This is a genomic window from Binatus sp. (SeqCode), from assembly GCF_035272065.1.
Classification (GTDB): domain Bacteria; phylum Desulfobacterota; class Binatia; order Binatales; family Binataceae; genus Binatus.
The window spans coordinates 1-21,794 of record NZ_DATEQZ010000003.1; the positions used below are offsets into that span (position 1 = coordinate 1).

Annotated in this window: 20 protein-coding genes and 1 pseudogene; 19 read left to right on the forward strand and 2 right to left on the reverse strand. The window is 62.1% G+C overall.

The features are described from left to right. The 19 genes and pseudogenes from fbiC to VJX68_RS00300 all read left to right on the forward strand — a co-directional run. Window positions 1-367 (forward strand): annotated as a pseudogene (fbiC, locus tag VJX68_RS00215) (7,8-didemethyl-8-hydroxy-5-deazariboflavin synthase); the annotation flags it as partial. Beyond that, entirely contained in the window at window positions 367-1,620 is a 1,254-nt protein-coding gene (gene cofH / locus VJX68_RS00220; RefSeq protein WP_324093619.1) for a 5-amino-6-(D-ribitylamino)uracil--L-tyrosine 4-hydroxyphenyl transferase CofH, read from the forward strand. The pseudogene fbiC and the gene cofH, both read left to right, overlap by 1 nt. After that, complete coding sequence (gene cofD, locus VJX68_RS00225; RefSeq protein ID WP_324093620.1) at window positions 1,607-2,512, forward strand: 2-phospho-L-lactate transferase; 906 nt, start codon at window positions 1,607-1,609, stop codon at window positions 2,510-2,512. The genes cofH and cofD overlap by 14 nt, the downstream gene beginning before the upstream one ends. Before the next feature lie 16 nt (window positions 2,513-2,528). Next, on the forward strand, window positions 2,529-3,281 hold the full coding sequence (cofE, locus tag VJX68_RS00230; RefSeq protein WP_324093621.1) for a coenzyme F420-0:L-glutamate ligase: 753 nt from the start codon (window positions 2,529-2,531) through the stop codon (window positions 3,279-3,281). A 26-nt stretch (window positions 3,282-3,307) separates the two neighbouring features. Then, window positions 3,308-4,318: a polyprenyl synthetase family protein gene (locus tag VJX68_RS00235; RefSeq protein WP_324093622.1), complete on the forward strand. Its 1,011-nt coding sequence runs from the start codon at window positions 3,308-3,310 to the stop codon at window positions 4,316-4,318. 30 nt (window positions 4,319-4,348) lie between these two features. Continuing rightward, entirely contained in the window at window positions 4,349-5,005 is a 657-nt protein-coding gene (locus VJX68_RS00240; protein WP_324093623.1) for a pyridoxamine 5'-phosphate oxidase family protein, read from the forward strand. A gap of 130 nt (window positions 5,006-5,135) precedes the next feature. After that, window positions 5,136-6,338, forward strand: coding sequence for an FAD-dependent monooxygenase (locus tag VJX68_RS00245; RefSeq protein WP_324093624.1), 1,203 nt, complete (start codon window positions 5,136-5,138; stop codon window positions 6,336-6,338). 58 nt (window positions 6,339-6,396) lie between these two features. After that, window positions 6,397-7,290, forward strand: coding sequence for an ATPase domain-containing protein (locus VJX68_RS00250; protein ID WP_324093625.1), 894 nt, complete (start codon window positions 6,397-6,399; stop codon window positions 7,288-7,290). A gap of 12 nt (window positions 7,291-7,302) precedes the next feature. Next, window positions 7,303-9,015, forward strand: coding sequence for a DNA polymerase Y family protein (locus tag VJX68_RS00255; protein ID WP_324093626.1), 1,713 nt, complete (start codon window positions 7,303-7,305; stop codon window positions 9,013-9,015). A gap of 79 nt (window positions 9,016-9,094) precedes the next feature. Then, window positions 9,095-9,346 (forward strand): BrnT family toxin, encoded by a 252-nt coding sequence (locus tag VJX68_RS19025; RefSeq protein WP_349255873.1) that lies wholly within the window; start codon window positions 9,095-9,097, stop codon window positions 9,344-9,346. Window positions 9,347-9,350: 4 nt separating this feature from the next. Continuing rightward, window positions 9,351-9,647, forward strand: a complete 297-nt coding sequence (locus VJX68_RS00260) for a BrnA antitoxin family protein (protein ID WP_324093627.1) — start codon at window positions 9,351-9,353, stop codon at window positions 9,645-9,647. A gap of 48 nt (window positions 9,648-9,695) precedes the next feature. Then, window positions 9,696-12,866: an error-prone DNA polymerase gene (locus tag VJX68_RS00265; RefSeq protein ID WP_324093628.1), complete on the forward strand. Its 3,171-nt coding sequence runs from the start codon at window positions 9,696-9,698 to the stop codon at window positions 12,864-12,866. Window positions 12,867-12,961: 95 nt separating this feature from the next. Next, window positions 12,962-13,507: a periplasmic heavy metal sensor gene (locus VJX68_RS00270; RefSeq protein ID WP_324093629.1), complete on the forward strand. Its 546-nt coding sequence runs from the start codon at window positions 12,962-12,964 to the stop codon at window positions 13,505-13,507. A 252-nt stretch (window positions 13,508-13,759) separates the two neighbouring features. Then, window positions 13,760-14,515 (forward strand): SDR family NAD(P)-dependent oxidoreductase, encoded by a 756-nt coding sequence (locus VJX68_RS00275; RefSeq protein WP_324093630.1) that lies wholly within the window; start codon window positions 13,760-13,762, stop codon window positions 14,513-14,515. A 9-nt stretch (window positions 14,516-14,524) separates the two neighbouring features. Then, a complete protein-coding gene (locus VJX68_RS00280; protein ID WP_324093631.1) occupies window positions 14,525-15,283 on the forward strand; it encodes an SDR family NAD(P)-dependent oxidoreductase in 759 nt (252 codons plus the stop codon). Window positions 15,284-15,350: 67 nt separating this feature from the next. Continuing rightward, window positions 15,351-16,091: a Phenylacetic acid catabolic protein gene (locus tag VJX68_RS00285; protein ID WP_324093632.1), complete on the forward strand. Its 741-nt coding sequence runs from the start codon at window positions 15,351-15,353 to the stop codon at window positions 16,089-16,091. 9 nt (window positions 16,092-16,100) lie between these two features. Continuing rightward, window positions 16,101-16,763 (forward strand): TetR/AcrR family transcriptional regulator, encoded by a 663-nt coding sequence (locus VJX68_RS00290; protein ID WP_324093633.1) that lies wholly within the window; start codon window positions 16,101-16,103, stop codon window positions 16,761-16,763. Window positions 16,764-16,790: 27 nt separating this feature from the next. Beyond that, the gene (locus VJX68_RS00295; protein WP_324093634.1) at window positions 16,791-18,455 is read left to right on the forward strand and encodes a (2,3-dihydroxybenzoyl)adenylate synthase; all 1,665 of its coding nucleotides are present in this window, start codon (window positions 16,791-16,793) and stop codon (window positions 18,453-18,455) included. Window positions 18,456-18,457: 2 nt separating this feature from the next. Continuing rightward, window positions 18,458-19,159 (forward strand): iron-containing redox enzyme family protein, encoded by a 702-nt coding sequence (locus tag VJX68_RS00300; protein ID WP_324093635.1) that lies wholly within the window; start codon window positions 18,458-18,460, stop codon window positions 19,157-19,159. 9 nt (window positions 19,160-19,168) lie between these two features. Here VJX68_RS00300 and VJX68_RS00305 read toward each other — a convergent pair whose 3' ends face one another. Both VJX68_RS00305 and VJX68_RS00310 read right to left on the reverse strand, forming a co-directional pair. Continuing rightward, window positions 19,169-20,248, reverse strand: coding sequence for a TIGR03617 family F420-dependent LLM class oxidoreductase (locus tag VJX68_RS00305; RefSeq protein WP_324093636.1), 1,080 nt, complete (start codon window positions 20,246-20,248; stop codon window positions 19,169-19,171). 50 nt (window positions 20,249-20,298) lie between these two features. Further along, the gene (locus VJX68_RS00310; RefSeq protein WP_324093637.1) at window positions 20,299-21,546 is read right to left on the reverse strand and encodes a serine hydroxymethyltransferase; all 1,248 of its coding nucleotides are present in this window, start codon (window positions 21,544-21,546) and stop codon (window positions 20,299-20,301) included. Window positions 21,547-21,794 lie beyond the last annotated feature (248 nt).

Genomic DNA, 21,794 nt, shown 5'->3' on the forward strand with positions numbered 1-21,794 from the left:
TGCGATGGCCGACGCGCCGGAGCCTGACGCCTACGACATGGCGCGCGCGATCGCGACCGCGCGCCTGGTGCTCGGCCCCGCGATGAACGTGCAGGCGCCGCCCAACTTGTCGCCGCGTCAGATCGAGTTGTTCCTGAATGCGGGAATCAACGACTGGGGCGGGATTTCGCCGCTCAGCAAGGACTACGTGAACCCCGAGGCGCCGTGGCCGCATATCGAAAGGCTAGGCGAGCAATGCGCGCGCGCGGGATTCAAGCTTGGTGAAAGGCTCGCAATTTACAACGAATACATCAATGATGAGTGGCTCGACCCGGCGGTCGCGACTAAAGTGCGCGCGATATGGGATCGACCTGTCGGAGGCCAATAATGAACCTGGAGTACTGGCGCACCTACGTCGATGAAATCGAGGCGACGCCCGTTGAGGCTTTGCTCGGCAAGGCGTCCCCGGCGGTGCGCACTGCGCTTGAACACACTCTCCTGAAAAAAGAGCTGACGCCTGAAGAAGGACTGTCGCTGTACACGTCCGAGGGCGACGATCTGCGCGCGACGGTGAAATGCGCGGACCTCGCGCGCGCCGAGGATATCGGCGACGAAGTCACTTACGTCGTCAATCGCAACATCAACTTCACCAATATCTGTTTCGTGGGATGCCAGTTCTGCGGCTTCAAGCGTCAGCGCTGGGAGGCCGACGCCTACGATCATTCCGACGAAACGATCGTGCGCAAAGTGGCCGACGCGGTCGCGCGCGGTGCGACCGAGATTTGCATGCAGGGCGGTATCAACGCCGATATGCCGCCGTTCAAGTATCGCGACCTGCTCGACGCGATGAAGGGCGCGTTCCCTGAGATTCACATCCACGCGTTCTCGCCGATGGAGATAATGTACGGCGCCAAGCGCGTCCGGATGGACTACCCGGAATACATCACGATGCTCAAGGAGCACGGGCTCGGCTCGATTCCGGGCACGGCGGCGGAAATCCTCGACGACGGCGTGCGCGAGATCCTCAGTCACAAGAAAGTCGATGTCGCCGCGTGGGTCGAAATAATCACCACTGCGCACGCGGTCGGCGTGCCGACGACCTCAACTGTAATGTACGGACACGTCGAGAGTCCGCAACACGTTGTGAATCATCTCGACTTGCTCCGCACGATCCAGAAGCAGACGCATGGCTTCACCGAGTTCGTGCCGCTGCGATTCATCCATCAGAACACGATGCTCTATCGCAAGGGCCTGGTGTCGCCTGTCGATCGCGGACAGCTCGATTTCCAGATGTACGCGTTCTCGCGCCTGTTCCTACGCGGGCAGATCGACAACATTCAAACGTCGTGGGTCAAGTGCGGCGTCGATCTCGCGGCGCTCACGCTCAAGGCCGGATGCAACGATCTGTCGGGCACGTTGATGGAGGAAAGCATCACGGCCCAGGCGGGCGGCGACTCGGGCGAGTTCGTGCCGGTCGACGTGTTCGAGGAAAAAGCGCGTGAGATGGGCCGCGTCGCGGTCGAACGCACCACGCTCTACAAGAAGCTTTACGGAAAAAAGGCACCCAATGGCGCGCGGCCAATCGCGACCTCTCCCGCCCCGGCAGATAACCACGCTAGCGGGGGGAGTGGGTGCGGCTAAGTTCATCCGGGGACTCGTTCAGCGAATCGATCCCGCGCGGCTGACCGTCGTCGTTAACACCGGCGACGACGAAACCTTTTACGGGCTCCACGTCTCGCCCGATATCGACACCGCCACCTACACGCTCGCGGGCGCGGTGAATCGCGCGCAAGGCTGGGGCCTCGCGGGCGAGTCGTTCAACGTGTTGCCGGCGCTCGAGCGCTTTTACGGCAGGCCGTGGTTCGGGCTTGGCGACCGCGACCTCGCCACTCATCTATATCGCACCGAGCGGATGCGTCAGGGCGCATCGTTGACTCGCATCACCACCGAGATCGCGCATGCATTCGCAGTCAGGTCGAAGATCCTGCCGATGAGCGACAACCGGGTGCGCACCTTCGTGAAACTGCGCGGGCGTCGCGCGATCCCGTTCCAGGAATATTTCGTACGCGGACGCGCACGCGGCGCTGTCGAAAAGATCGAGCTGCATGGAATCGCTGATGCGCGCCCTACTCCGGCGGTGCTCGGGGCGATTCGCAAATCCGCCGCAGTGATCCTGGCGCCGTCGAATCCGTTCGTTTCGCTCGGCCCGATTTTACAATTGACGGGTGTGCGCGACGCGCTACGGAAAGTCAAATCGCGGGTCGCGGCCATCAGCCCGATCGTCGGCGGTAGGACGATCAAAGGTCCCGCCGACAAAATGCTCCGCGGCCTTGGAATGGAAGTCTCGCCGCTCGGAGTCGCGCGGCTCTATCGCGACATCGCCGGACTGTTCGTTCTCGACAAATCCGATGCGCGCTACGTGGAACCGATCGAGCGGCTTGGGATGCGCGCGATTGCAACCGACACGATCATGACCACTCCCGAGCGTGCCGCAGCCTTGGCAAAAGTGGTTCTGCAAGAGCTTCAGGTGTAGTATTCTGGTGCCGCCGATGCGCACGATAAGTCTCACAGCGGTCGAGGGCATTCCGATGGTGAAGGCCGGCGACGATCTCGCCGCCCTGATCGCCAAGGGACTCGACCACACCGGCTTCAAGCTCGCGGCCGGCGATATTCTCGTCGTATGCCAGAAGGTAGTCTCGAAAGCGGAAGGCCGCGTCGTGAATTTCAAGGATTTCGAACCCTCCGAATTCGCCAAAACCTACGCCAGGCGATGGGAGAAAGATCCGCGCGCGATCGAAATCGTGCTGCGCCAGACCAGCAGAATCGTCCGCAACGATCGCGGCGTGCTGATCGTCGAGACCGGGCCCGGATGGGTCTGCGCCAACGCCGGCGTCGATGAGTCCAACAGCCTCGAGGACGAGCGCGCAATCCTGCTGCCGGAAGATCCCGACGCGTCCGCGCGCCGTCTTCGCGACGAGATTCGCCGACGGCTCAACGTCACCGTCGCCGTACTGATCACCGACACCTTCGGCCGTCCGTGGCGCGACGGCCTCACGGAAATCTGCCTCGGCATAGCAGGCATGAATCCGATACTCGACTTGCGCGGCACCACCGACCTGGGGGGCCGCGGATTGCATCACACCGTCGTCGCAATCGCCGACGAGATCGCATCCGCCGCCGGCCTGCTGATGGAAAAAGCGGGCGCCATTCCGGCAGTGGTCGTGCGCGGCTACAAATTTGAACCGTTCGAAGGCAGCGCGAAGATATTGATTCGTCCCGCCGAAGCCGATTTATTCCGCTGATACAATTTCACTGAAAAAAATAGAAAGTGAAAAGAGCCAAAGCCACTCAACTCGCCGCCGCCTCGACGCCTGACGCGTTAAACCCCGCGCGCCTCATCGAAGGCGACCTGGCGGCGGTCGAAGCGAAACTCACGCGGCTGCTCGACTCGAAAGAACCGATCATCGCGGAAATCTGCCACTACCTCGTCGATGCGGGCGGCAAGCGGCTGCGCCCGACGTTCATCATGCTGGTGTATCGCGCATGCGGCGGACCCGACGCGAGAGTTGACGAACCGATCGACGCGGCAATCGCGCTCGAGCTGATCCACTCCGCGACTCTGCTCCACGACGACATCATCGATCGCGGCCTGCTGCGCCGCGGCAAGCCGTCGGCCTTCGCCCGCTACGGCTTCGGCCCGTCGCTGATCGCCGGCGACTACCTGTTCTGCCGCGCGTTCGAGGTTTCCAGCCGCTTCGAAGAACGTCTCGTGCGAACTGCGGCGCAGGCCTGCATCCAGCTCACCGAAGGAGAAGTGATGGAGAGCAGGTTTCGTCACAACGCGGCTGCAACCCTGGCCGACTATACCAACGTGATCGATCGCAAGACCGCGTCGCTGTTTCACGCCGGCGGCAGGCTCGCCGCGGACCTCGCTGGCGTATCGCCCCGGACGATCGACGCGATGGCGAAGCTCGGCACCGCGATGGGCCTGGCGTTCCAGATGGTCGATGACCTGCTCGACATCCTAGGACCCGAAGAAAAAATCGGCAAGCCGGTCGGCTCCGATTTGCGCGCCGGCATTCCTTCCTTGCCGGTCGTGCTCGGCGTCGAGCGCAACGCCGAGCTGCGCGCGCTCTTTCAGAACGGGACGCAGATGGAAAGCGCGGTGTTCGAACGCGCGCTCGACCTCCTGCGCGATCCTGAAATCATCGCCGAAGCGCGCCGTCTCGCCGCCGAGCAGGTCGCGATCGCGCGCGCGATCGTCGGCAAGCTCGAACCGTCGCCCTACCGCGACGGCCTGGCCACGTTAATCGACGACCAAACCTCCCGCGAAGTCTGAGCGCGGGATCGAGGTCGTTTGGAGGGCAGCATGAGCGAGCTTTACAGCACGGAGCATCGGGCCTTGCAGCGGACGTTTGATACCACGCGGCTGGCCGATCGGCTGGAAGCAATGGCTCGACCGGAGCTGGCGGGCGATCAGAAAGCATTTATCGAAAGCCGCGACATGTTCTTTCTCACTTCTGTCGATCATCGCGGCTATCCCACCTGCTCCTACAAAGGCGGCGCGCCCGGCTTCGTCAGGGTGCCGGATCCCAGGACCATCGTGTTCCCCAGCTACAACGGCAACGGGATGTTGCTGTCGATGGGCAATATCAACACCAGCCACAAGGTCGGGATGTTATTCATCGATTTTGAGACGCCGCATCGCGTGCGAGTACATGGCGTAGCGACTATCGATCGGTACGATCCGTTGCTCACGGAGTTTATCGGTGCGGAACTGCTGGTCCGCGTCACGGTCACCGAAGCTTTCATCAATTGCCCGCGCTACATTCACAGGTACCAGCGCCTGCAAACCTCAAAGTATGCACCGCAGGCCGGTTGCGCGGCGCCGCCCGCCCCGCAATGGAAACGGATCGATGCGATTCAGGACAGTTTGCCCGCACGCGATAGCGGCGTTGCCAGGGAGCTCGGCGGAACTATCACGTTGGAAGAATACGGAGCACTGGTAATCAAGCGTGAAGGCTGACGGCGCCATGGCCATGCGCCAGCTTGATTGCTCGGACCGTTAGCGCCGGCGCAATTGGCCCCGCTCGGCACTCCTGCCCTTTACAGGGTGTTGAAAATGCTGCGGGGCGGAGTTTGGCGATGAGCGTAAGATGCTGAATGCAGTCGTCGTAGGCGCCGGACCGGCGGGCGCCCTGCTCGCCTACCTGCTCGCGCGCCGCGGCGTCCCGGTGAAGCTGCTCGAACGGCAGACTGATTTCTCGCGCGAGTTCCGCGGCGAGATCCTGATGCCGTCGGGAATTGCGGCGCTCCACGAGGCCGGCCTTCGTCAACCGCTCGACGCTTTGCCAAACCTGTCGTTTCGAACGGTCGAGCTCTTTCGTGGCGCGCGGCGAGTGGTCGCCATTCCAATCGACGGCTTCGATCCGCCACCGCGCGTCGCGCCGCAGCCCGCGATGCTCGAGATGATCGTTGCCGAGGCCGCGAAATTCCCCGGGTTCAAGCTCGAGCGCGGCGTCACCGTGCGCGATCTCATCTATGAAAAAGATCGCGTGATGGGCGTGCATGCTGACACGCTCGAAGGTCCGCGCGATTTTCGCGGCGACTTCGTCATCGCATGCGACGGGCGCGCATCAGCGATTCGAAAACGCGCCGCCCTTCCCGAGGACCGCATCATGCAAGGCTTCGATGTCGTATGGGGCCACGTCGCCGGCCACTTTCTCGACGGCCGCACCGCGCGCGGCTACATCGGCAGCGGGCACCTGCTCATCCTGTATCCGTCTCCCGAGGGTCACATGCAGATCGGATGGGTCATAGACAAAGGCACCTTCGGCGACATCAAGAAGATGGGCGCCGACGGATGGATCAACGAACTCGCGCCGCACGTGTCACCCGACGTGCGGAATTTTCTCGTCGCGAATAAGACCGGACTGGCGCATCCGTTCCTCCTCGACGTGATTTGCGATCGGCTGCGCGAATGGACCGCGCCTGGCCTGCTGCTGATCGGCGATGCTGCCCATCCGATGTCTCCCGTCGGAGGACAGGGCATCAACGTCGCACTGCGTGACGCGGTCGTCACAGCGAACCATCTCGGTCGTGCGCTCATAATGCGCTCCGACGAGGCCACGCTCGATTTCGCCGCGCGCAATATCCAGGCCGAGCGCTGGCCCGAGATCACAACGATCCAGGACATGCAGCAGATCGCACCGCGCTTCGTGGCGTCGAACTCACTCCTCAGCCGCGTCGTGACCGGCGCGCCGACGATCGCGTTCGCAAAAATCTTCCTCGCCAGCTACCTCGCCCGCCGCCTCGATCCCTTCCTGAACGGCGTGACCCGCGTCGTGATGGAGCAGTAAATGCAGTAAATGTCTCGCTCAGTTCTGGTTGACAAAAAGCGAAGAAAGAGCGAAAACAGTGCTGGTGGCAGCACTTCCAAAACTCTCGTGGAGCGACCTTTCAAGCTCGATTCCGGCCGTCAGACTGCCATCGCAAATCTCGGTCGAAAAGCCGCAACAGCTTGAATTTTCAGGAGTTTTTCGCGGGCATGAACTGACCCGCAAGGATCGCCGCCTAAGCTCCGGACTCGCTCCGCTCGACGCCCTGATCGACGGCGGAATTCCGCGCGGACGAATCAGCGAAATCACGGGGCGCGCCGGTTCGGGCAAGACCTCGATTGCCGCATCGTTCGCCGCCTTCGCTACCCGCCGTGGCGAGGTCGCCGCATGGCTCGACAGTTCGGGCAGTTTCGATCCCGAGAGCATGGCGGCTGCGGGAGTCGAGCTGCGCCGGATGCTGTGGGCGTCGATGAAGACGTCATCGTCGTCGCGGATGGCGCGCGCGACTCCTCCGTACTCCCGCTTCGCAGTCAGCCCGCGCGAGCGTCATCAATCGGCGATCGTCAAAGCTGCGGAACTCGTGCTCGAGGCGGGAGGCTTCGGCCTGGTCGTCGTCGATTTCGGCGAAGCCCCACGCGCACTCGCTTACGCATCGTCGCTGCGAATCGCGCGCGCGGCCGAGCGCAGCGGCGCAGCCGTGATCGCGATCGCGCCGTGGCGGATGTGCGGGACGTTCGCCGCGCTGAGCCTGTCCGCCAGCCGCGCCGAGACTTCGTTCAGCCGGCTCACTCCCGGCTCGCCGGTAATGTTCGACGGACTCGCGGTCGACGCGATGGTCGCGCGCAACAAGATGGGCGGGACGGGGCGGCGTGTTCGCGTTCGCGCGCTCATTGATCCAATTCAAATTCCAGCCGAGGTGCATCCGCATCTCGATCGCAAAGAATTTCCAGCTCGAGTTTCCGCAAGCAGCTAGCGCGGTGTTCCGATGGCTCGTATCGCGTGCATCATGGTCGCCGATTTTTCTATTGCGGCGATTGTGCGCTCGAATCCCGCGCTCGCGGACAAGGTGCTTGCTATAGCGCAAAGCCTCGCGCCGCACGCCGAGCTCGACGCTATTTCGCCGTGTGCGCGTGAGCTGGGAATCCGCCCTGGGATGACGATCGCGCAGGCGCGCGCGATCTCCTCCGACCTCGTTGTGGTCCATCGCACGCCCGCTGCGGAAAGCTCGGCGCATTCCGCCCTGCTCGACGCGGTCGAATCGGTTTCGCCGGTGGTCGAGTCGGGCGCGCCGGGATGCGCGTGGCTCGATCTCGCGGGCCTGCATCGCATCTACAACAGCGAAGAAGAAATGACCGCCGAGCTGGTCCGATGCGTGCGCAGAGTCGGGATGGAGCCGGCCGCCGGCGTCGCGGCCAACAAGGAGCTGGCGCATCTGGCCGCGCGATGCGGCGGCGTGCGCATGATCGAAGCCGGTCGCGAGCGCGAATTCATCAACTGGCTGCCGCTCGACATGCTCGGGCTGGGAAAATCGGATCGCGGCGACGACCTCGAGATCACGCTCGCCAGGTGGGGAATGCGCCGGCTCGGCGAGCTGGCGCGCCTTAATCCCGACGCGGTCGGCACGCGGCTCGGCCGTCGCGGTGTCGAGCTGGTCCGCCTCGCGCGCGGCGGCAGTCACGCGCCGATTGTGCCGCGACGACACGCCGAGTTTTTCGTCGAGAGTGTCGAGCTCGAATACGGTATCGAGCTCCTGGAGCCGCTGGGATTCGTCATGCGCGCGATGCTCGAGCGGCTGGCCGAGCGGCTTTCGATGCGCGGCATGGTGGCCGGCGATATCACGCTCGCGTTCGGGATGAGCGGCCATCGCAGTTTCAATCGGCGGGTCGAGGTGGCGGCGCCGTCGAACGACGTCCGCGCGATTCTCACGCTCATTAACTTGAGCCTTGAGGCGGCACCGCCCGAGGCCGCCGTCGAATCGATTCGCATCGAAATTGCACCGCGCGTCCCGCGACCCGCGCAGACCGACATGTTCCTGCCGCCCAGTCCCGCGCCCGACAAGCTGCAGACCACGATTGCGCGGTTGTCGGCGCTATGCGGCCCCGGCAACGTCGGCATGCTGAGCGCAGAGAATTCGCATCGCCCCGAAGCGACACGGCTCGATCCGTTCGCGCCGCCCGCTCCGCCCCCGATCCCCGAAAATGCGCCCGCGAAGAATGTGACGCAGCTGGTGATTCGCGCGATTCGTCCGGCGCGCGAAATCGAAGTTATGTGCTCGCAGGAGATTCCGGAGTTCGTCCGCGGCGAGAATCTTGGCGCTCGCGTCATCTCGATCGCCGGGCCGTGGCGGCGCGACGGCGAATGGTGGCTTGGATTCACCGCGGATGCAGATACGCCCGCGGATTCATCCGACAATAAAAGTCCCGCACCGCAACGAAGACCGGAGCTACATGACGGACGCATGTTCGGCGCGCATCCGCGCCAGGTATCCGCGGAAAATCTGAAGGCACTGTCCTCGCTCACGCCGGCGCCCTCTCCCACTCCGCATCTCAATGGCGATGCGAAAACGAAAATGAACGGCGGGGACAAAAGCGGCTTCATTCGCGATTACTATGAACTCGCGCTCGAAGACGGCGGCGTCTATCGCGTCTTCCGCGACGCAACCTCGCACAAATGGTTCCTCGACGGCGCCTACGACTGATTAAAATGCATTGGCACTTGTATAGACGTTAGCATACACTGAGGGCGCGGATGCAAAAGGTCACCTTTTCAAGATTTGTATGGGACAAAGCCAACCACTCGAAGTGTCAGGAGCACGGCGTTTCAGTCCTGAAGTGGAGCATGTTCTCGCTCATGCGGCGACCCTGATCGTTCTCGACCTTAAGAATTCGCGCACGGAGCCACGTTTTCTGGCGATGGGGCGGACGGAAGAAGGGAGATACACCTTTGTCGTTTTCACGCCCCGGCAAACACGTGGCGGAGTATTCCTGCGGCCCATCAGTGCCCGTTACATGCACAGGAAGGAGATTTAAAAATATGCGCAAGAAATTGCCCGTGCTCAAAAGCGATAAGGAAGCGGAAAACTTTCTTGACCAGGATTTGTCCGACTACATCAGCGCCGAAAACTTCGCGTCGTTTCAGTTCGAGTTCAGGCCCAAACAAAAGTCGGTCAATCTTCGAATCTCCGAGGAACTCCTGAACGCGGTCCGCGCCGTCGCGCACCGCCGCGGCATCCCGTACCAGCGTTACATTCGGCAGGCCCTTGAAGCGTCACTGCGGCCGTCAAAAGAGTCTCGCTCGGGAAAAGGACGCGCGCATCACTCAGGCAAATAACTATTTCAGACCTGATCGATAACGGTGTTGCCCTCGCGGCGCATCAGCATGAACTCCGATTACATCGAGCTTCGCGCGCGCAGTGCATTCAGCTTTCTCGAAGGCGCGAGTACGCCCGAGGATCTTGCTACGCGCGCTGCGGAACTCGGCTACAGCGCGATGGCGCTTGGCGATCGCGACGGACTTTACGGCGCGCCGCGCTTTTACCAGGCCGCGAAGGCCGCGGGAATCCGGCAAATCGTTGGTGCGGAGCTGACGCTTGACGACGACTCGCACCTCTACGTCCTCGCGCCGGATCGCCAGCGCTACCAGAATCTCTGCCGCATGCTCACCGACTCGAAGATGCGCGTGCTCAATCCTGGTGCGCTCGCGCGCGACGGCTCTGTGGCTCCTCCCGTCTATCCAGCGAAGGGCGAGAGTCGCATTACGCTCGACGAACTGGAACGCTACGGCCACGGACTCATCTGCCTGGCCGGCGGCGTGATGAGCCCGCTGTCACGCATGCTCGTGCGCGGCGAGGATCCTCGCGAGCTGAGCCGGAGGCTTGCAGGAATTTTCGGCGCTGGGAATTTCTACATCGATTTGCAGCGTCATCTCGACGCTGGCGAGGAGCGCCTTAATCGCAAGCTCGCAGCGCTTGCGGGCGCGGTGCGAATCCCGGTGGTCGCGACCAACGACGTATGTCACGGCGGCTCGGATCGCAGGTTGCTCGACGTGCTGACATGCATCCGGCTCAAGACCACGCTCGAGGAAGCCGGCCGCGCACTGTGGATCAACAGCCAGCGTCATCTGAAATCGCCGGCCGAGATGGCCGCGCTGTTTCGCGATCTGCCCGGCGCCGTCGCCGCCTCGCGCGCGATTGCCGAGCGATGCAATTTCCAGCTATCCGACATGGGCTATCGCTTTCCCGACTATCCGCTGCCACCGAACGAAACGCCTGACAGTTATTTACGGATACTCACTTATGCGGGTGCGTGCGAGCGATGGCGCGGCACGATCGACGATCGCACGCGCCGCCAACTCGAACATGAGCTCGGAATAATCGAGCGGCTCAAGCTCGCCGGCTACTTCCTGATCGTATGGGACATCGTCCAGTTCTGCCGCGAGAATCGGGTCATGGTGCAGGGGCGAGGCTCCGCGGCCAACAGCGCAGTGTGTTACGCGCTCGGAATCACGGCGGTGGACGCGGTCAAGATGGAGCTCCTGTTCGAGCGCTTTCTTTCCGAGGAGCGCGGCGAATGGCCCGACATCGATCTCGACCTGCCCAGCGGCGACGATCGCGAGATGGCGATTCAATACGTTTATCGCCGCTACGGCGAACGCGGCGCCGCGATGACTGCGAACGTGATCACCTATCGCACGCGAAGCGCAGTGCGCGAAGTCGGCAAGACGCTGGGCTTTTCGCCCGAGCAGGTGGACAGGCTTGCCAAGCTCAACCAGGTGTACGAGTTCCGCGACCATCACGACGATCTCGTGGCGCTGCTCAAGCGCGGCGGCGTCGATGCGGAAGCGCCGCGAATCATGATGATGGTCGATCTTGTGCGCAAGATTCAGAGCGTGCCGCGCCATCTCGGGCAGCATAGCGGCGGCATGGTGATCGCCGCGCAGCCGCTCGATGAGATCGTCCCGCTCGAGCCTGCCTCGATGCCCGGTCGCGTGGTGATTCAATGGGACAAGGACGACTGCGCCGACCTCGGCATCATCAAGATCGATTTGCTCGGACTTGGGATGCTTGCGGCGCTGAAAGAGGCGATTCCGACGATCCGCGCGCACGAAGGCGTCGAGCTCGATCTCGCGCATCTTCCGCCCGACGACCCAGGCGTGTACGCGATGCTGCGGCGCGCGGATACCGTCGGTGTTTTCCAGATCGAGAGCCGCGCGCAGATGGCGACGCTGCCGCGGATGAAGCCGGAGCGATTTTACGACCTGGTGGTCGAGGTCGCGATAATTCGTCCCGGCCCTATCGTCGGCAAAATGGTGCATCCCTATCTCGATCGCCGCAATAAACGCGCGCCCGTCGAGTATCCGCATCCGTCGCTCGAGCCGATCCTGAAACGTACGTTGGGCGTCCCGCTTTTCCAGGAGCAGTTGCTGCGCATGGCGATGACGGTTGCGGGATTCAGCGGCGGCGAGGCCGAGGAATTGCGCCGCGCGATGGGATTCAAGCGATCGGCGGAGCGGATGGAGAAAATCGAAGCGCGGCTGCGCGCCGGAATGTTGCGCAACGGCCTGCAAGGCAACGTCGCCGACGACATTGTGCGCTCGATCACGTCCTTCGCGCTGTACGGATTCCCCGAATCGCACGCCGCGAGCTTCGCGCTGATCGCATACGCATCGGCGTACCTGAAGTACCATCATCCGGCGGCGTTCCTGGCCGCGATGCTCAACTGCTACCCGCTCGGCTTCTATCATCCCTCGACGCTGGTGAAAGATGCTGCGCGTCACAGCGTCATCGTGCTGCCGATCGATGTGACGCGCTCAAATTGGAAATGCACCATCGAAATTTTGGATGGCCGCCCCGCGACACGGATGGGACTGCGGTACGTCGCCGGTCTGCGCGAGGAAGTCGGACAGAGAATCGAAAGTGAGCGCGCGCAGCGACAGTTCGGTTCGATCGCCGATCTAACTGCGCGCGTCGGCCCGAACCGCCGCGAGCTCGACGCACTGGCCTACGCGGGCGCGTTCGCAGCGTTCGGCCTGGCGCGACGCGATGCGATGTGGAATGCCGCCGCCGTCGAGCGCGATCCCAGGAGCCTGCTGGCGGGCACGAACCCGCGAGATGGCGAGGTTCCACTCGCGACGATGTCGCCGATCGATGAAACGCTCGCCGATTACGCCGCGACCGGCCTCACGACGGGACCACATCTGATGACGTATCTGCGCGGCGATTTGACCGCGCGCGGAATTCTGAGCGCCGACGAGCTGACGCGCGCCAAGCATCAGTCGTGGGTGAAGACCGCTGGCGTCGTGATCGTGCGCCAACGTCCCGGCACGGCCAAGGGCTTTTTGTTCATCACGCTCGAAGACGAAACCGGAATCGCCAACCTGATCGTCACGCCCGACCTGTTTCAGCAAAACCGCCTGCTGCTGCGCAGCGCGGGAATCCTGCTGGCCGAGGGCGTGCTGCAACAGGTTGACGGCGTGACCGCGATTCGCGCGCGGCGCTTCGAGGAGATCAAGATTCCCGGCGCGGTCCCGCCGTCGCATGATTTTCATTGATCGCGCGTAACCGGTTTTCCGCCTTAACGTACAGTTAGGTGAGAGCGAATGTCGCCAATCAAGGTGGCCGCTCCACGGATTCAAGGAGTTTATTTATGGTTTCGAAGTTCTCTCGCGGTATCGTTCCCGTAGTTATGGCGGTCGCCCTGGTCGCGGCGGTAGCGCATGTCGCCTCGTCAAATTCAGGTGGCATGGGCGGCCCGATGGGGCATCGGGGCTTTCACGGCATGCATGGCGGTATGGACGTGCTCGGTGTCCCACTTCCACTGTTGCTGAGGACCGCCAATCTGACTGACGCGCAGAAGCAGCAGATTCACGCTATCTTCGAGGCGCGCCACGCTTCGCGGAAGGCTGAATACCAGCAGATGAAAGCCGCCAAGGAAGCAATCGCGGCCAAGTTCACGTCGACCGGCGCGGTAGCCGCATCTGACTTGTCCAGCTCCGTCTCGACAGTCACTCAGCTGCAGAGTCAGATGACCAATGAAAAGGTTCAGGACGCGATCGCGATCCGCAACGTGCTGACCCCGACTCAGCTCGCGCAAATCTCCGCGACCAAGGCGAAGCTCGACCAGATTCACGCCGAGATGAAGGCACTGTGGGCGCAAAGCGGCAGCCCTCGAGATTCAGCCCCGACCGAGTAGCAACTAGTTCGGCACCTCCATCGACCAGGCGGAGTCGTAGCCAGCAGGCTGCGACTCCGTCTCGCATTCTCACCGCAAACTTCCAAACAGGGACGAAGTCCCGCATCTTTACTATCACTGGGTGCAGGGGTCACCCCTGCCCAAGGAAGCGTGAAACCCACAGTGGGTTTCACATTAAATAAATAGAATTGCATCCCGCTAACTGCATCCCATCAAAATGCGCTAATCTCCGCGGCAAATGGAGCGGTGCTAATGAGACTTAGAGGAAAAATTGCGCTAATCACTGGCGCTGGCTCTGGAATGGGGCGCGCGGCGTCCGTGTTGTTCGCGCGCGAAGGTGCAAAGGTCGCGGCTATCGACGTAGCCGAGGCGTCAGCCGCCGAGACGGCGCGCATGATCAAATCGGCCGGTGGCGAAGCGATTTCGATCCGCGCCGACGTGTCCGACTCCGAGGACGCGCGCGCGATGGTCGAAGAAACTGTCCGCGCGTTCGGCGGCCTCGACGTGCTGTACAACAACGCCGGAATCGAAGGCGAGTCCGGCTTCATCGCGCAGCTCAGCGAAGAGGCGTTCGACCGCGTGATCGCCATCAACCTGCGCGGCGTATGGCTTGGAATGAAATACGGGCTCCCGCGAATCGTCGAGCGCGGCGGCGGCGCGGTAATCAACACGGCGTCGGTGGCAGGAATCGTCGGACTGAAAGGCGCGGCCGCATACTGCGCGGCGAAGGCCGGCGTAATCTCGCTGACGCGCGTCGCGGCGCTCGAGTACGGGCGCTACAATGTTCGCGTCAATTGCATCTGTCCGGGAGTAATCCACACACCGATGGTGGATCGCATTCGTGGGCCGAAGGGATTGGAACCTAGATTCATCGAGCGCAGCTCCGTGCTCGGTCGTGTCGGCCGAGCGGACGAAATCGCGCAGACCGCGCTGTTCCTGGCCAGCGACGAAGCTCCGTTCGCCACCGGAGCCCCGTTCATCATCGACGGCGGCTGGATCGCCAGTTGAAGTGAAGCTATGGGACGCCTCACCGGCAAAGTCGCAATCGTAACCGGCGCAGCGCAAGGAATCGGGCGTGCGATCGCGTCGCGGCTCGCGGACGAAGGCGCGAAAGTCGCGCTCGCCGATATCCAGCTTGACTCGGCCGAGAACGCCGCGGCGGAAATTCGCGCTGGCGGCGCATCCGCGATGGCGGTCGCGCTCGACGTCACCAAACTTGACGATGCCATCGCGGCGACCGACCGCGTCGAGCGCGAGTTGGGCCCGATCGACATCCTGGTGAACAACGCCGGATGGGACATCCTGATGCCGTTCGTCGAATCCACACCCGATTTTTGGGACAAGGTGATCGCCATCAACTATCGCGGCATACTCAATTGCTGCAAGGCCGTGGCGCCCCGGATGCAATCGCGCGGCGCGGGCAAAATCGTCTCGATTTCTTCCGACGCCGCCCGCGTCGGCTCTAGCGGCGAGGCCGTTTACGCGGGATGCAAGGCCGCTATCATAGGCTTCTCGAAGACGCTCGCGCGCGAGCTCGCCGCAAATCACATCAACGTCAACGTCGTCTGCCCCGGCCCGACCGACACTGCGCTCCTCAAGACCGCGATGGCCGGGCGCGAGAAAGTTCTCGACGCGATGGCGCGCGGCATCCCGTTTCGCCGCCTCGGGCAACCAGCCGACCTGGCAGGAGCCGTAGCGTTCTTCGCGAGTTCCGATTCCGACTTCATCACCGGCCAGGTGCTGAGCGTCAGCGGCGGATTGACCATGGCGGGTTGATATTGATCCGGTTCTGAACTATCGTTCAGAACAACAGACTCTGTTTTTTTTGAGGACAGACAAATCGATGAGCAATCCAGTCCCCGCGACCGAGATCCGCTTCGCCGGCCCAGAGGGCCTGCCCGACGACTACAAGGATCTTCTCGTCCGGATGCTGTCGATCCAGTCGCGCATCGAGTCCGAATACATGCTCGCGCCCGAACGCACACTCATCAAGCCGCTCGCGCTAGCGCCCACCCCGGAAGACAAGGCGGAGTACGCGGCCTTCTGGTCCGATGAAGTTCGCCACGCGAGTTACTGGATGACGCTGCTCGAAGACCTGGGCGTCACCGTTGACAGCAAGTTCATGGCGTCGCCGATGCCGATCTACATTTTTGAAATGCGTGACCGGGCCGAGGATTGGCTCGAATATGGACTGTTCAGCTTCTTCGCCGACCGGCAAGGCGCTTACATGGGCTACGAGTGGGTCGGGTGCAGCTACGAGCCGCTAGCGCGAATCGCGGAGCGCGTGCACAAAGAGGAACTCGGCCATGCCGCATTCGGCTACCGGCTGATCCGCAGGTACCTTCAGCGTGAAGGCGACCGCGGACGGGAACTGTTGATTAGACATCTCGCAAAGTGGTACCCCGCCGGACTCGATATGTTCGGAAAATCAGGATCGAAGCGGCAGTTCGATTACGTCCGATGGGGCCTGCGACGCCGCAGCAACGAGCAGATGCGGGATGAATTCACCGAGGAGGTTAACAATCTGTTGACCAAGCTCGAGATTCCGATTCCCGATCCTGCGGCCGGCCGCAGGTTCAGCTAGGTTGATGAAGTGAAAAAGACGAATCTCGAGGAAGCGCCGAAGCGGGTCGCGCGAATCAAGCCGTCCTCGCGCGCGATGGCGCCGGACGAGCGCTACGACGCGAATATAGATCACATTTTGCGATCGGCTGCCGCGGTCTTCGCCGAGAAAAGCTTCGGCCTCGCATCGATTCGCGACATCGCGGCCCGCGCACGAATTTCCTTCCCCCGCATCTACTACTACCTCCGCAACAAGGAAGAACTGCTTTACCTCATCTCGCGGCGTGCGTTCGAGCAGTTGGTCTCGCTCGCCGAATCACGAATATCGTCGACCGATGACCCCGAAGATCGCCTGCGTCTGTTCATCCGCAGCCATCTCGAATACCACATGAACAATCTCGCCGAGATGAAAGTGCTCGTGCGCGAAGCTGATTCTCTCACCGGCCGCTACGCCACCGACATCACGCGCCTCAAGCGCGAGTACTCGCGCATCTGCCGCCGCCTGCTCGAGGCCTACGCCGCGCATCGCAACAAACCTCTCGATCGCGAGCAGGCGCGAATCCTCACCTCACTGCTGTTCGGCGCGATGAATTGGTTCTACACATGGTACGAGCCGGCGCGCGATTACGAACAGCGCAGCCGCATCATGGACGAATGTTTCCGTATGATCGCCGGGGCTCTCTCCGTCCGCTGAGCCGCCACGTGAGGCGCGACGACGACGATGCTCGAAGGATGCACGCCATTCCCCGCCGAATTCGCAGAGCGCTATATTCGCGCGAGAATCTGGCGACGCGAAACCATTCCCCAGGCAATCGGCAAGTCAGTCCTCAAGCACTCCGACTCAATCGCGGTGGCCGATTCGACCCGAAGCCTTAGCTATTCGCAACTAATCGCTGAAGCGGGAAACCTCGCCACCCTCCTCTCTCGCAACGGGATCGCGCGCAACGATCGCGTTATCATTCAACTCCCCAACTGCGTCGAATTCGCGACGTTGACTATCGCATGCCTCGAAATTAGCGCGATTCCGGTCATGGCGCTGCCCGCCTTTCGCAAAGCCGAGCTCGATTATCTAGTCTCTTTCTCGGACGCGAAGGCGATCGCGATCGCACCCGAATATCGCGGATTCGATCACGCTGCGCTGGCGCGCGGGCTCATGGCTCGGCTCCCTGTTCTGAAATCTATTCTTTCGACGGCGCCGGCCGACGGATGCATTTCGATGCGCGAGGATGGCGGACTACCACATTCGATCGGACCTTCGACCGGCGATCCGTTCGACGTAGCGTTCTTCCTGCTCTCCGGCGGCACCACCGGGATGCCGAAGCTGGTGCCGCGCACCCACGCCGACTATCTGTACAACGCGCGTGAATCCGCCGTCGTAAGCGGCGTCGACTCGGAGTCTCGCATCCTGATCGCGCTTCCCGCCGGGCACAACTTCCCGCTGGGCTGTCCGGGATTGCTCGGCGCCCTCTTTGCGGGCGCGCGCACATTTTTCACTCAATCGACCAAGGCGACCGATCTCGCGGACATTATCGAGCGCGAGCGGATCACTCACCTGCCGTGCGTTCCGACAATTGCCCTTTCCCTGCTGGACCTTCCGCAGTCTTTCCGCGCCAGACTGTCTTTCTTGCGCGTAATCACGGTAGGCGGCCAACGGCTCCAGGAGCCGACCGCACGAGCGCTCAAGCGCGCCTTTCCACATCTGATCGTGCAGCAGGTTTTCGGAATGGCGGAAGGACTGTTGTGCTACACGCGTCTCGACGAGCGCGACGAGATCGCGTTTACGACCCAAGGCCGTCCGCTCTCCCCAGCTGACGAAATCCGAATCGTAGCCACTGACGGAACCGACGTCGAGCCCGGCGAGGTCGGTGAACTATGGTGCCGCGGCCCTTATACGATTCGCGGCTACTTCCGCGCGTCGGAGCGCAATCGCGAAGCATTCACATCCGATGGATTCTATCGCACCGGCGATCTCGTCCGACTCGATCCGTCCGGGAATCTCGTTGTCGAAGGAAGGATCAAAGACCTAATCAACCGCGGCGGAGAGAAGATCAGTGCTGAGGAAATCGAAGCGCACTTGGCCGCGCATCCTGCTGTCACTGCCGCCGCCGTGGTGGCGATGCCCGATGCCATTCTCGGTGAGAAGGCTTGCGCCTATTTGTCACTGCGCGATGGAGAGACTTTCGCGCTAGCCGCAATGCGCGAGTTTCTGTCGGCTCGCGGCGTCGCCCGATTCAAATGGCCCGAACGAATCGAGATCGTAGCCGAGCTGCCGCTTACCAACGTCGGCAAGATCAGAAAATCCGAGATGCGCCGCGACATCGCGGAAAAACTCGCCGCCGAACGCGCCGCGGTGGCTTCCGGACTCGCCAATCCACAAGGAAATTGAACATGGATGTTGAAAAAGGGACCCGCCAGCTCAAGAACTTGATCGAAAAACTCGAGCGCAACAATCGCACGCTTCGCTCGCATCCGACTATCGAGAAGATCGAGCGCGGCGAACTGTCGGATGCGCAGCTTCGCCATTGGGCGACGCAGCTTTTCATCGGCAACAAGGCGCACAACGCCAACATCCTCGGCCTCATCTATGCCAAGTGCGACGACTTTCCAGCGCGCAAAGCGATCGTCGAAAACCTGATCGAGGAGGAACTCGGCCGCGTCTCCGGCGCCAATCGATCTCATCCGGAACTCTACCTCGAATTTGGCGAGGCCATCGGAATCCCGCGCGCCGAATTGCTCAGCGCGAGCATGACCGCCGACGCGACCGCGATGATGCACTGGATGTACTGGCTGGCCGAATCGAAGCCGTGGTACGTGACGCTAGCCGGCATCAGCCTCGGCTCCGAGCTTTTCAACCCTGACGCATACGTCCGCGTGATCTACGGCCTCAGCCGCCACTACAAGCTCTCCGACGACGCGCTGCTGTTTTTCAGCGTGCACGTCAAGGTTGACAAGGATCACGGCGACTCGAGCGCCGGTTCGATCTTCCGCGCGATACCCGAGAGCGCCGCCGCCGAGACGTTATGGGCCGTCGAGACTCATATCGAGCTGATGCGCCGCCTGTGGTCGGACATCAATCCGCCTCTCGCATGACCTCGGCTGTTAGCGTCGCAGATCCTGGATAATTTCCGTCAGCACTCCGCGATCGTGATCGTTCTTCACTGGCATGTCGAACGAGAGCCGGTTCACTCCGGCAAAACGCTTCTTTATCACCGCCGCGATCTCGTCATAGGTTCCGACCGCCGCGAACGCGTGCACCATCTCGTCCGTCACCAGCTTCGCCATCTCGGGCCATTTCTGTTGCACGGATAATTTGTGCAACTGGTCGGCCGTGTCGCCCCATCCGTCGATTTCAAAACTCGAGCGATACGAGCGCGTCGATCCGTAGAACGCGATCGTCGATTTCATTCCGTTGACGGCACGCGCGAGCGAGTCCTTGTCCTTCCCGGCGCATAGAAAGCCGCCGCCGCCGATTTGAAAATTGCTCCATTCCGCAGCCGGCCGGCCTGACTTGTCGAAGCCTTTTTTCAGATTCGGAAACGCGATCTGATCGAGGTATTTCCGAGTTACGATTCCATGCAGGCGCACCCCGTCGCAGACTTCGCCCGCGACCTGGAGCATCCGCTCCTGCACCGCCGCAATCAGCACCGGAATATGCGGATTCGAAACCGGCGGCGGCGCGAAGTTCGGCGTCATCAGCGACAGATTGTAGTGCTCGCTCTGAAAGTTGAGCGGCTCGCGAGTCTGCCAAGTCCTCCAGCACGCGCGCATCGCACCGACGTAGTCTTTCATCCGCTGCGCAGGCTTCGACCACGGCATCCCGAAGCGCCGCGTCACATGCCCTTTCACCTGCGATCCAAGTCCGAGGTTCAGCCGCCCGCCGCTCATGCGCTGCAAATCCCACGCGGCGTATGCGGTCGCGACTGGACTCTTCGTGAATGCGAGCGCGATGCCGGTCGCTAGCTCGATCTTCGACGGCTCCTGCGCTGCGATTGCGAGCTGAAGATACGGATCGTGCTGCGTTTCGACCGCGAGGATCGTGTCGTAGCCGAGCGCCTCCGCCTCGCGCACCTGGTCGCGAATCGTGCTCCACGTCGGCTCGGACCGCTTGCCGCCATCCTGCATGTCAGGCGTGTACGGCGTCCCAAGATTCAGGCCGCGTTCAACTTTTATTTTTGCCATCGCAGGAGTGACCCCTGCACCCACTGATAACACGTATTCGAGGTTGTGAGCTAATTGATCGCAATTCCCGGGGCGGGGAATTTGCGGCACATTTCAGTGACTGCTGCCGCGATGCGTCTTAGCGCTGCTTCGTCGCCGGCGTGCGCGATTGCCTCGTCCATGAATTTTCCGATCTGCCGCATCTCGGGATCGCCCATCCCGCGCGAGGTTACCGCCGGCGTGCCGAGCCGGAGCCCGCTCGGGCTGAACGGCTTGCGCGGGTCGTACGGAACCGTGTTGTAGTTGCAGACGATTCCGGCCGCGTCGAGCGCCTTCGCGCCCTTCTTGCCGATCACTTTCTTGTTGGTCAAATCGACAAGGATCAGGTGATTGTCGGTGCCGCCCGAGACGAGACTGAAGCCGCGCGTCAGCAGTTCGTCGGCGAGCGTCTTCGCATTGCTCACCACTTTTTTTGCGTACGCCTTGAACTCCTGCGTTGACGCTTCCTTCAGCGCAACCGCGATCGCTGCCGTCGTATGGTTGTGCGGACCGCCTTGCAGCCCGGGAAAGACCGCCTTGTCGATCGCTTCGGCGTATTCATTGCGGCACATGATAATCGCGCCGCGCGGGCCGCGCAGCGTCTTGTGCGTGGTCGTCATGATCACGTCGGCGTACGGCACGGGACTCGGATGCACGCCGCCGACGATCAATCCCGCGACGTGCGAGATGTCGGCGAGCAGCAGCGCGCCGACCTCCTTCGCTACTTCGCTGAAGCTCTTGAAATCCCACAACCGCGGGTAAGCAGTGCCGCCGGTCACGATAATTTTTGGCCGCTCTTTGCGCGCCATCTCGCGGACCATGTCGAAGTCCACAACGTGACTCTCGCGATCCACCACGTACTGCGCCGAGCGCCAGAACGTGCCTGTGATGCTCACCGGCCATCCATGCGTCAGATGCCCGCCGTGCGGCAGCGCGAGGCCCATGATCGTGTCGCCCGGCTTGAGCAGCGCGAAATATACGGCGAGATTTGCCGGCGACCCCGAGTACGGCTGCACGTTTGCGTGATCGACGTTGAACAGCGCCTTGGCGCGCTCTACCGCCAGCGTCTCGATCTGATCGATGTTGCGCTGACCTTCGTAGTAGCGGCGTCCGGGGTAGCCTTCGGAATACTTGTTGGTGAGGATCGAGCCGGTCGCTTCAAGCACGGCCTTCGAGACGTAATTCTCCGACGCGATCAGCCGGACCGAATCGATCTCGTAGCGCTCTTCGTCCTTGATGAGCTGATAAATTTGCGGGTCAGTTCGCTTGAGTTCGTCCACACCCCACCTCCTTTGCCGTCATCCGAGTGAGCCTATAGCCGGGTCCGAAACGAGGCAAAACCTGAAAAGAGGTCGCCATTGAGGACCTTGAAAACGCCGAATTGTGAGTGTTCGATTTGTTCAGAAGTGGCAATTTACACTACTAGTTGTGGTTTAGCGATGATCGTACCACTACCGGTAGCTTCGTTCCGTCAAAAATAGCTTTCAGCAGGAGCATCTGCCAGCGGAGCGAAGTCGCAACGGACTGG

Excerpts from the sequence above, each read along its gene's own strand:
- VJX68_RS00305 (WP_324093636.1), bottom strand. The coding sequence starts at position 20,248 with ATGGCAAAAATAAAAGTTGAACGCGGCCTGAATCTTGGGACGCCGTAC.
- cofH (WP_324093619.1), top strand. The coding sequence starts at position 367 with ATGAACCTGGAGTACTGGCGCACCTACGTCGATGAAATCGAGGCGACG.
- VJX68_RS00255 (WP_324093626.1), top strand. The coding sequence starts at position 7,303 with ATGGCTCGTATCGCGTGCATCATGGTCGCCGATTTTTCTATTGCGGCG.
- VJX68_RS00285 (WP_324093632.1), top strand. The coding sequence starts at position 15,351 with ATGAGCAATCCAGTCCCCGCGACCGAGATCCGCTTCGCCGGCCCAGAG.
- VJX68_RS00275 (WP_324093630.1), top strand. The coding sequence starts at position 13,760 with ATGAGACTTAGAGGAAAAATTGCGCTAATCACTGGCGCTGGCTCTGGA.
- VJX68_RS00260 (WP_324093627.1), top strand. The coding sequence starts at position 9,351 with ATGCGCAAGAAATTGCCCGTGCTCAAAAGCGATAAGGAAGCGGAAAAC.
- VJX68_RS00265 (WP_324093628.1), top strand. The coding sequence starts at position 9,696 with ATGAACTCCGATTACATCGAGCTTCGCGCGCGCAGTGCATTCAGCTTT.
- VJX68_RS00245 (WP_324093624.1), top strand. The coding sequence starts at position 5,136 with ATGCTGAATGCAGTCGTCGTAGGCGCCGGACCGGCGGGCGCCCTGCTC.
- cofE (WP_324093621.1), top strand. The coding sequence starts at position 2,529 with ATGCGCACGATAAGTCTCACAGCGGTCGAGGGCATTCCGATGGTGAAG.
- VJX68_RS00270 (WP_324093629.1), top strand. The coding sequence starts at position 12,962 with ATGGTTTCGAAGTTCTCTCGCGGTATCGTTCCCGTAGTTATGGCGGTC.
- VJX68_RS00280 (WP_324093631.1), top strand. The coding sequence starts at position 14,525 with ATGGGACGCCTCACCGGCAAAGTCGCAATCGTAACCGGCGCAGCGCAA.
- VJX68_RS19025 (WP_349255873.1), top strand. The coding sequence starts at position 9,095 with ATGGGACAAAGCCAACCACTCGAAGTGTCAGGAGCACGGCGTTTCAGT.
- VJX68_RS00295 (WP_324093634.1), top strand. The coding sequence starts at position 16,791 with ATGCTCGAAGGATGCACGCCATTCCCCGCCGAATTCGCAGAGCGCTAT.
- VJX68_RS00300 (WP_324093635.1), top strand. The coding sequence starts at position 18,458 with ATGGATGTTGAAAAAGGGACCCGCCAGCTCAAGAACTTGATCGAAAAA.
- VJX68_RS00240 (WP_324093623.1), top strand. The coding sequence starts at position 4,349 with ATGAGCGAGCTTTACAGCACGGAGCATCGGGCCTTGCAGCGGACGTTT.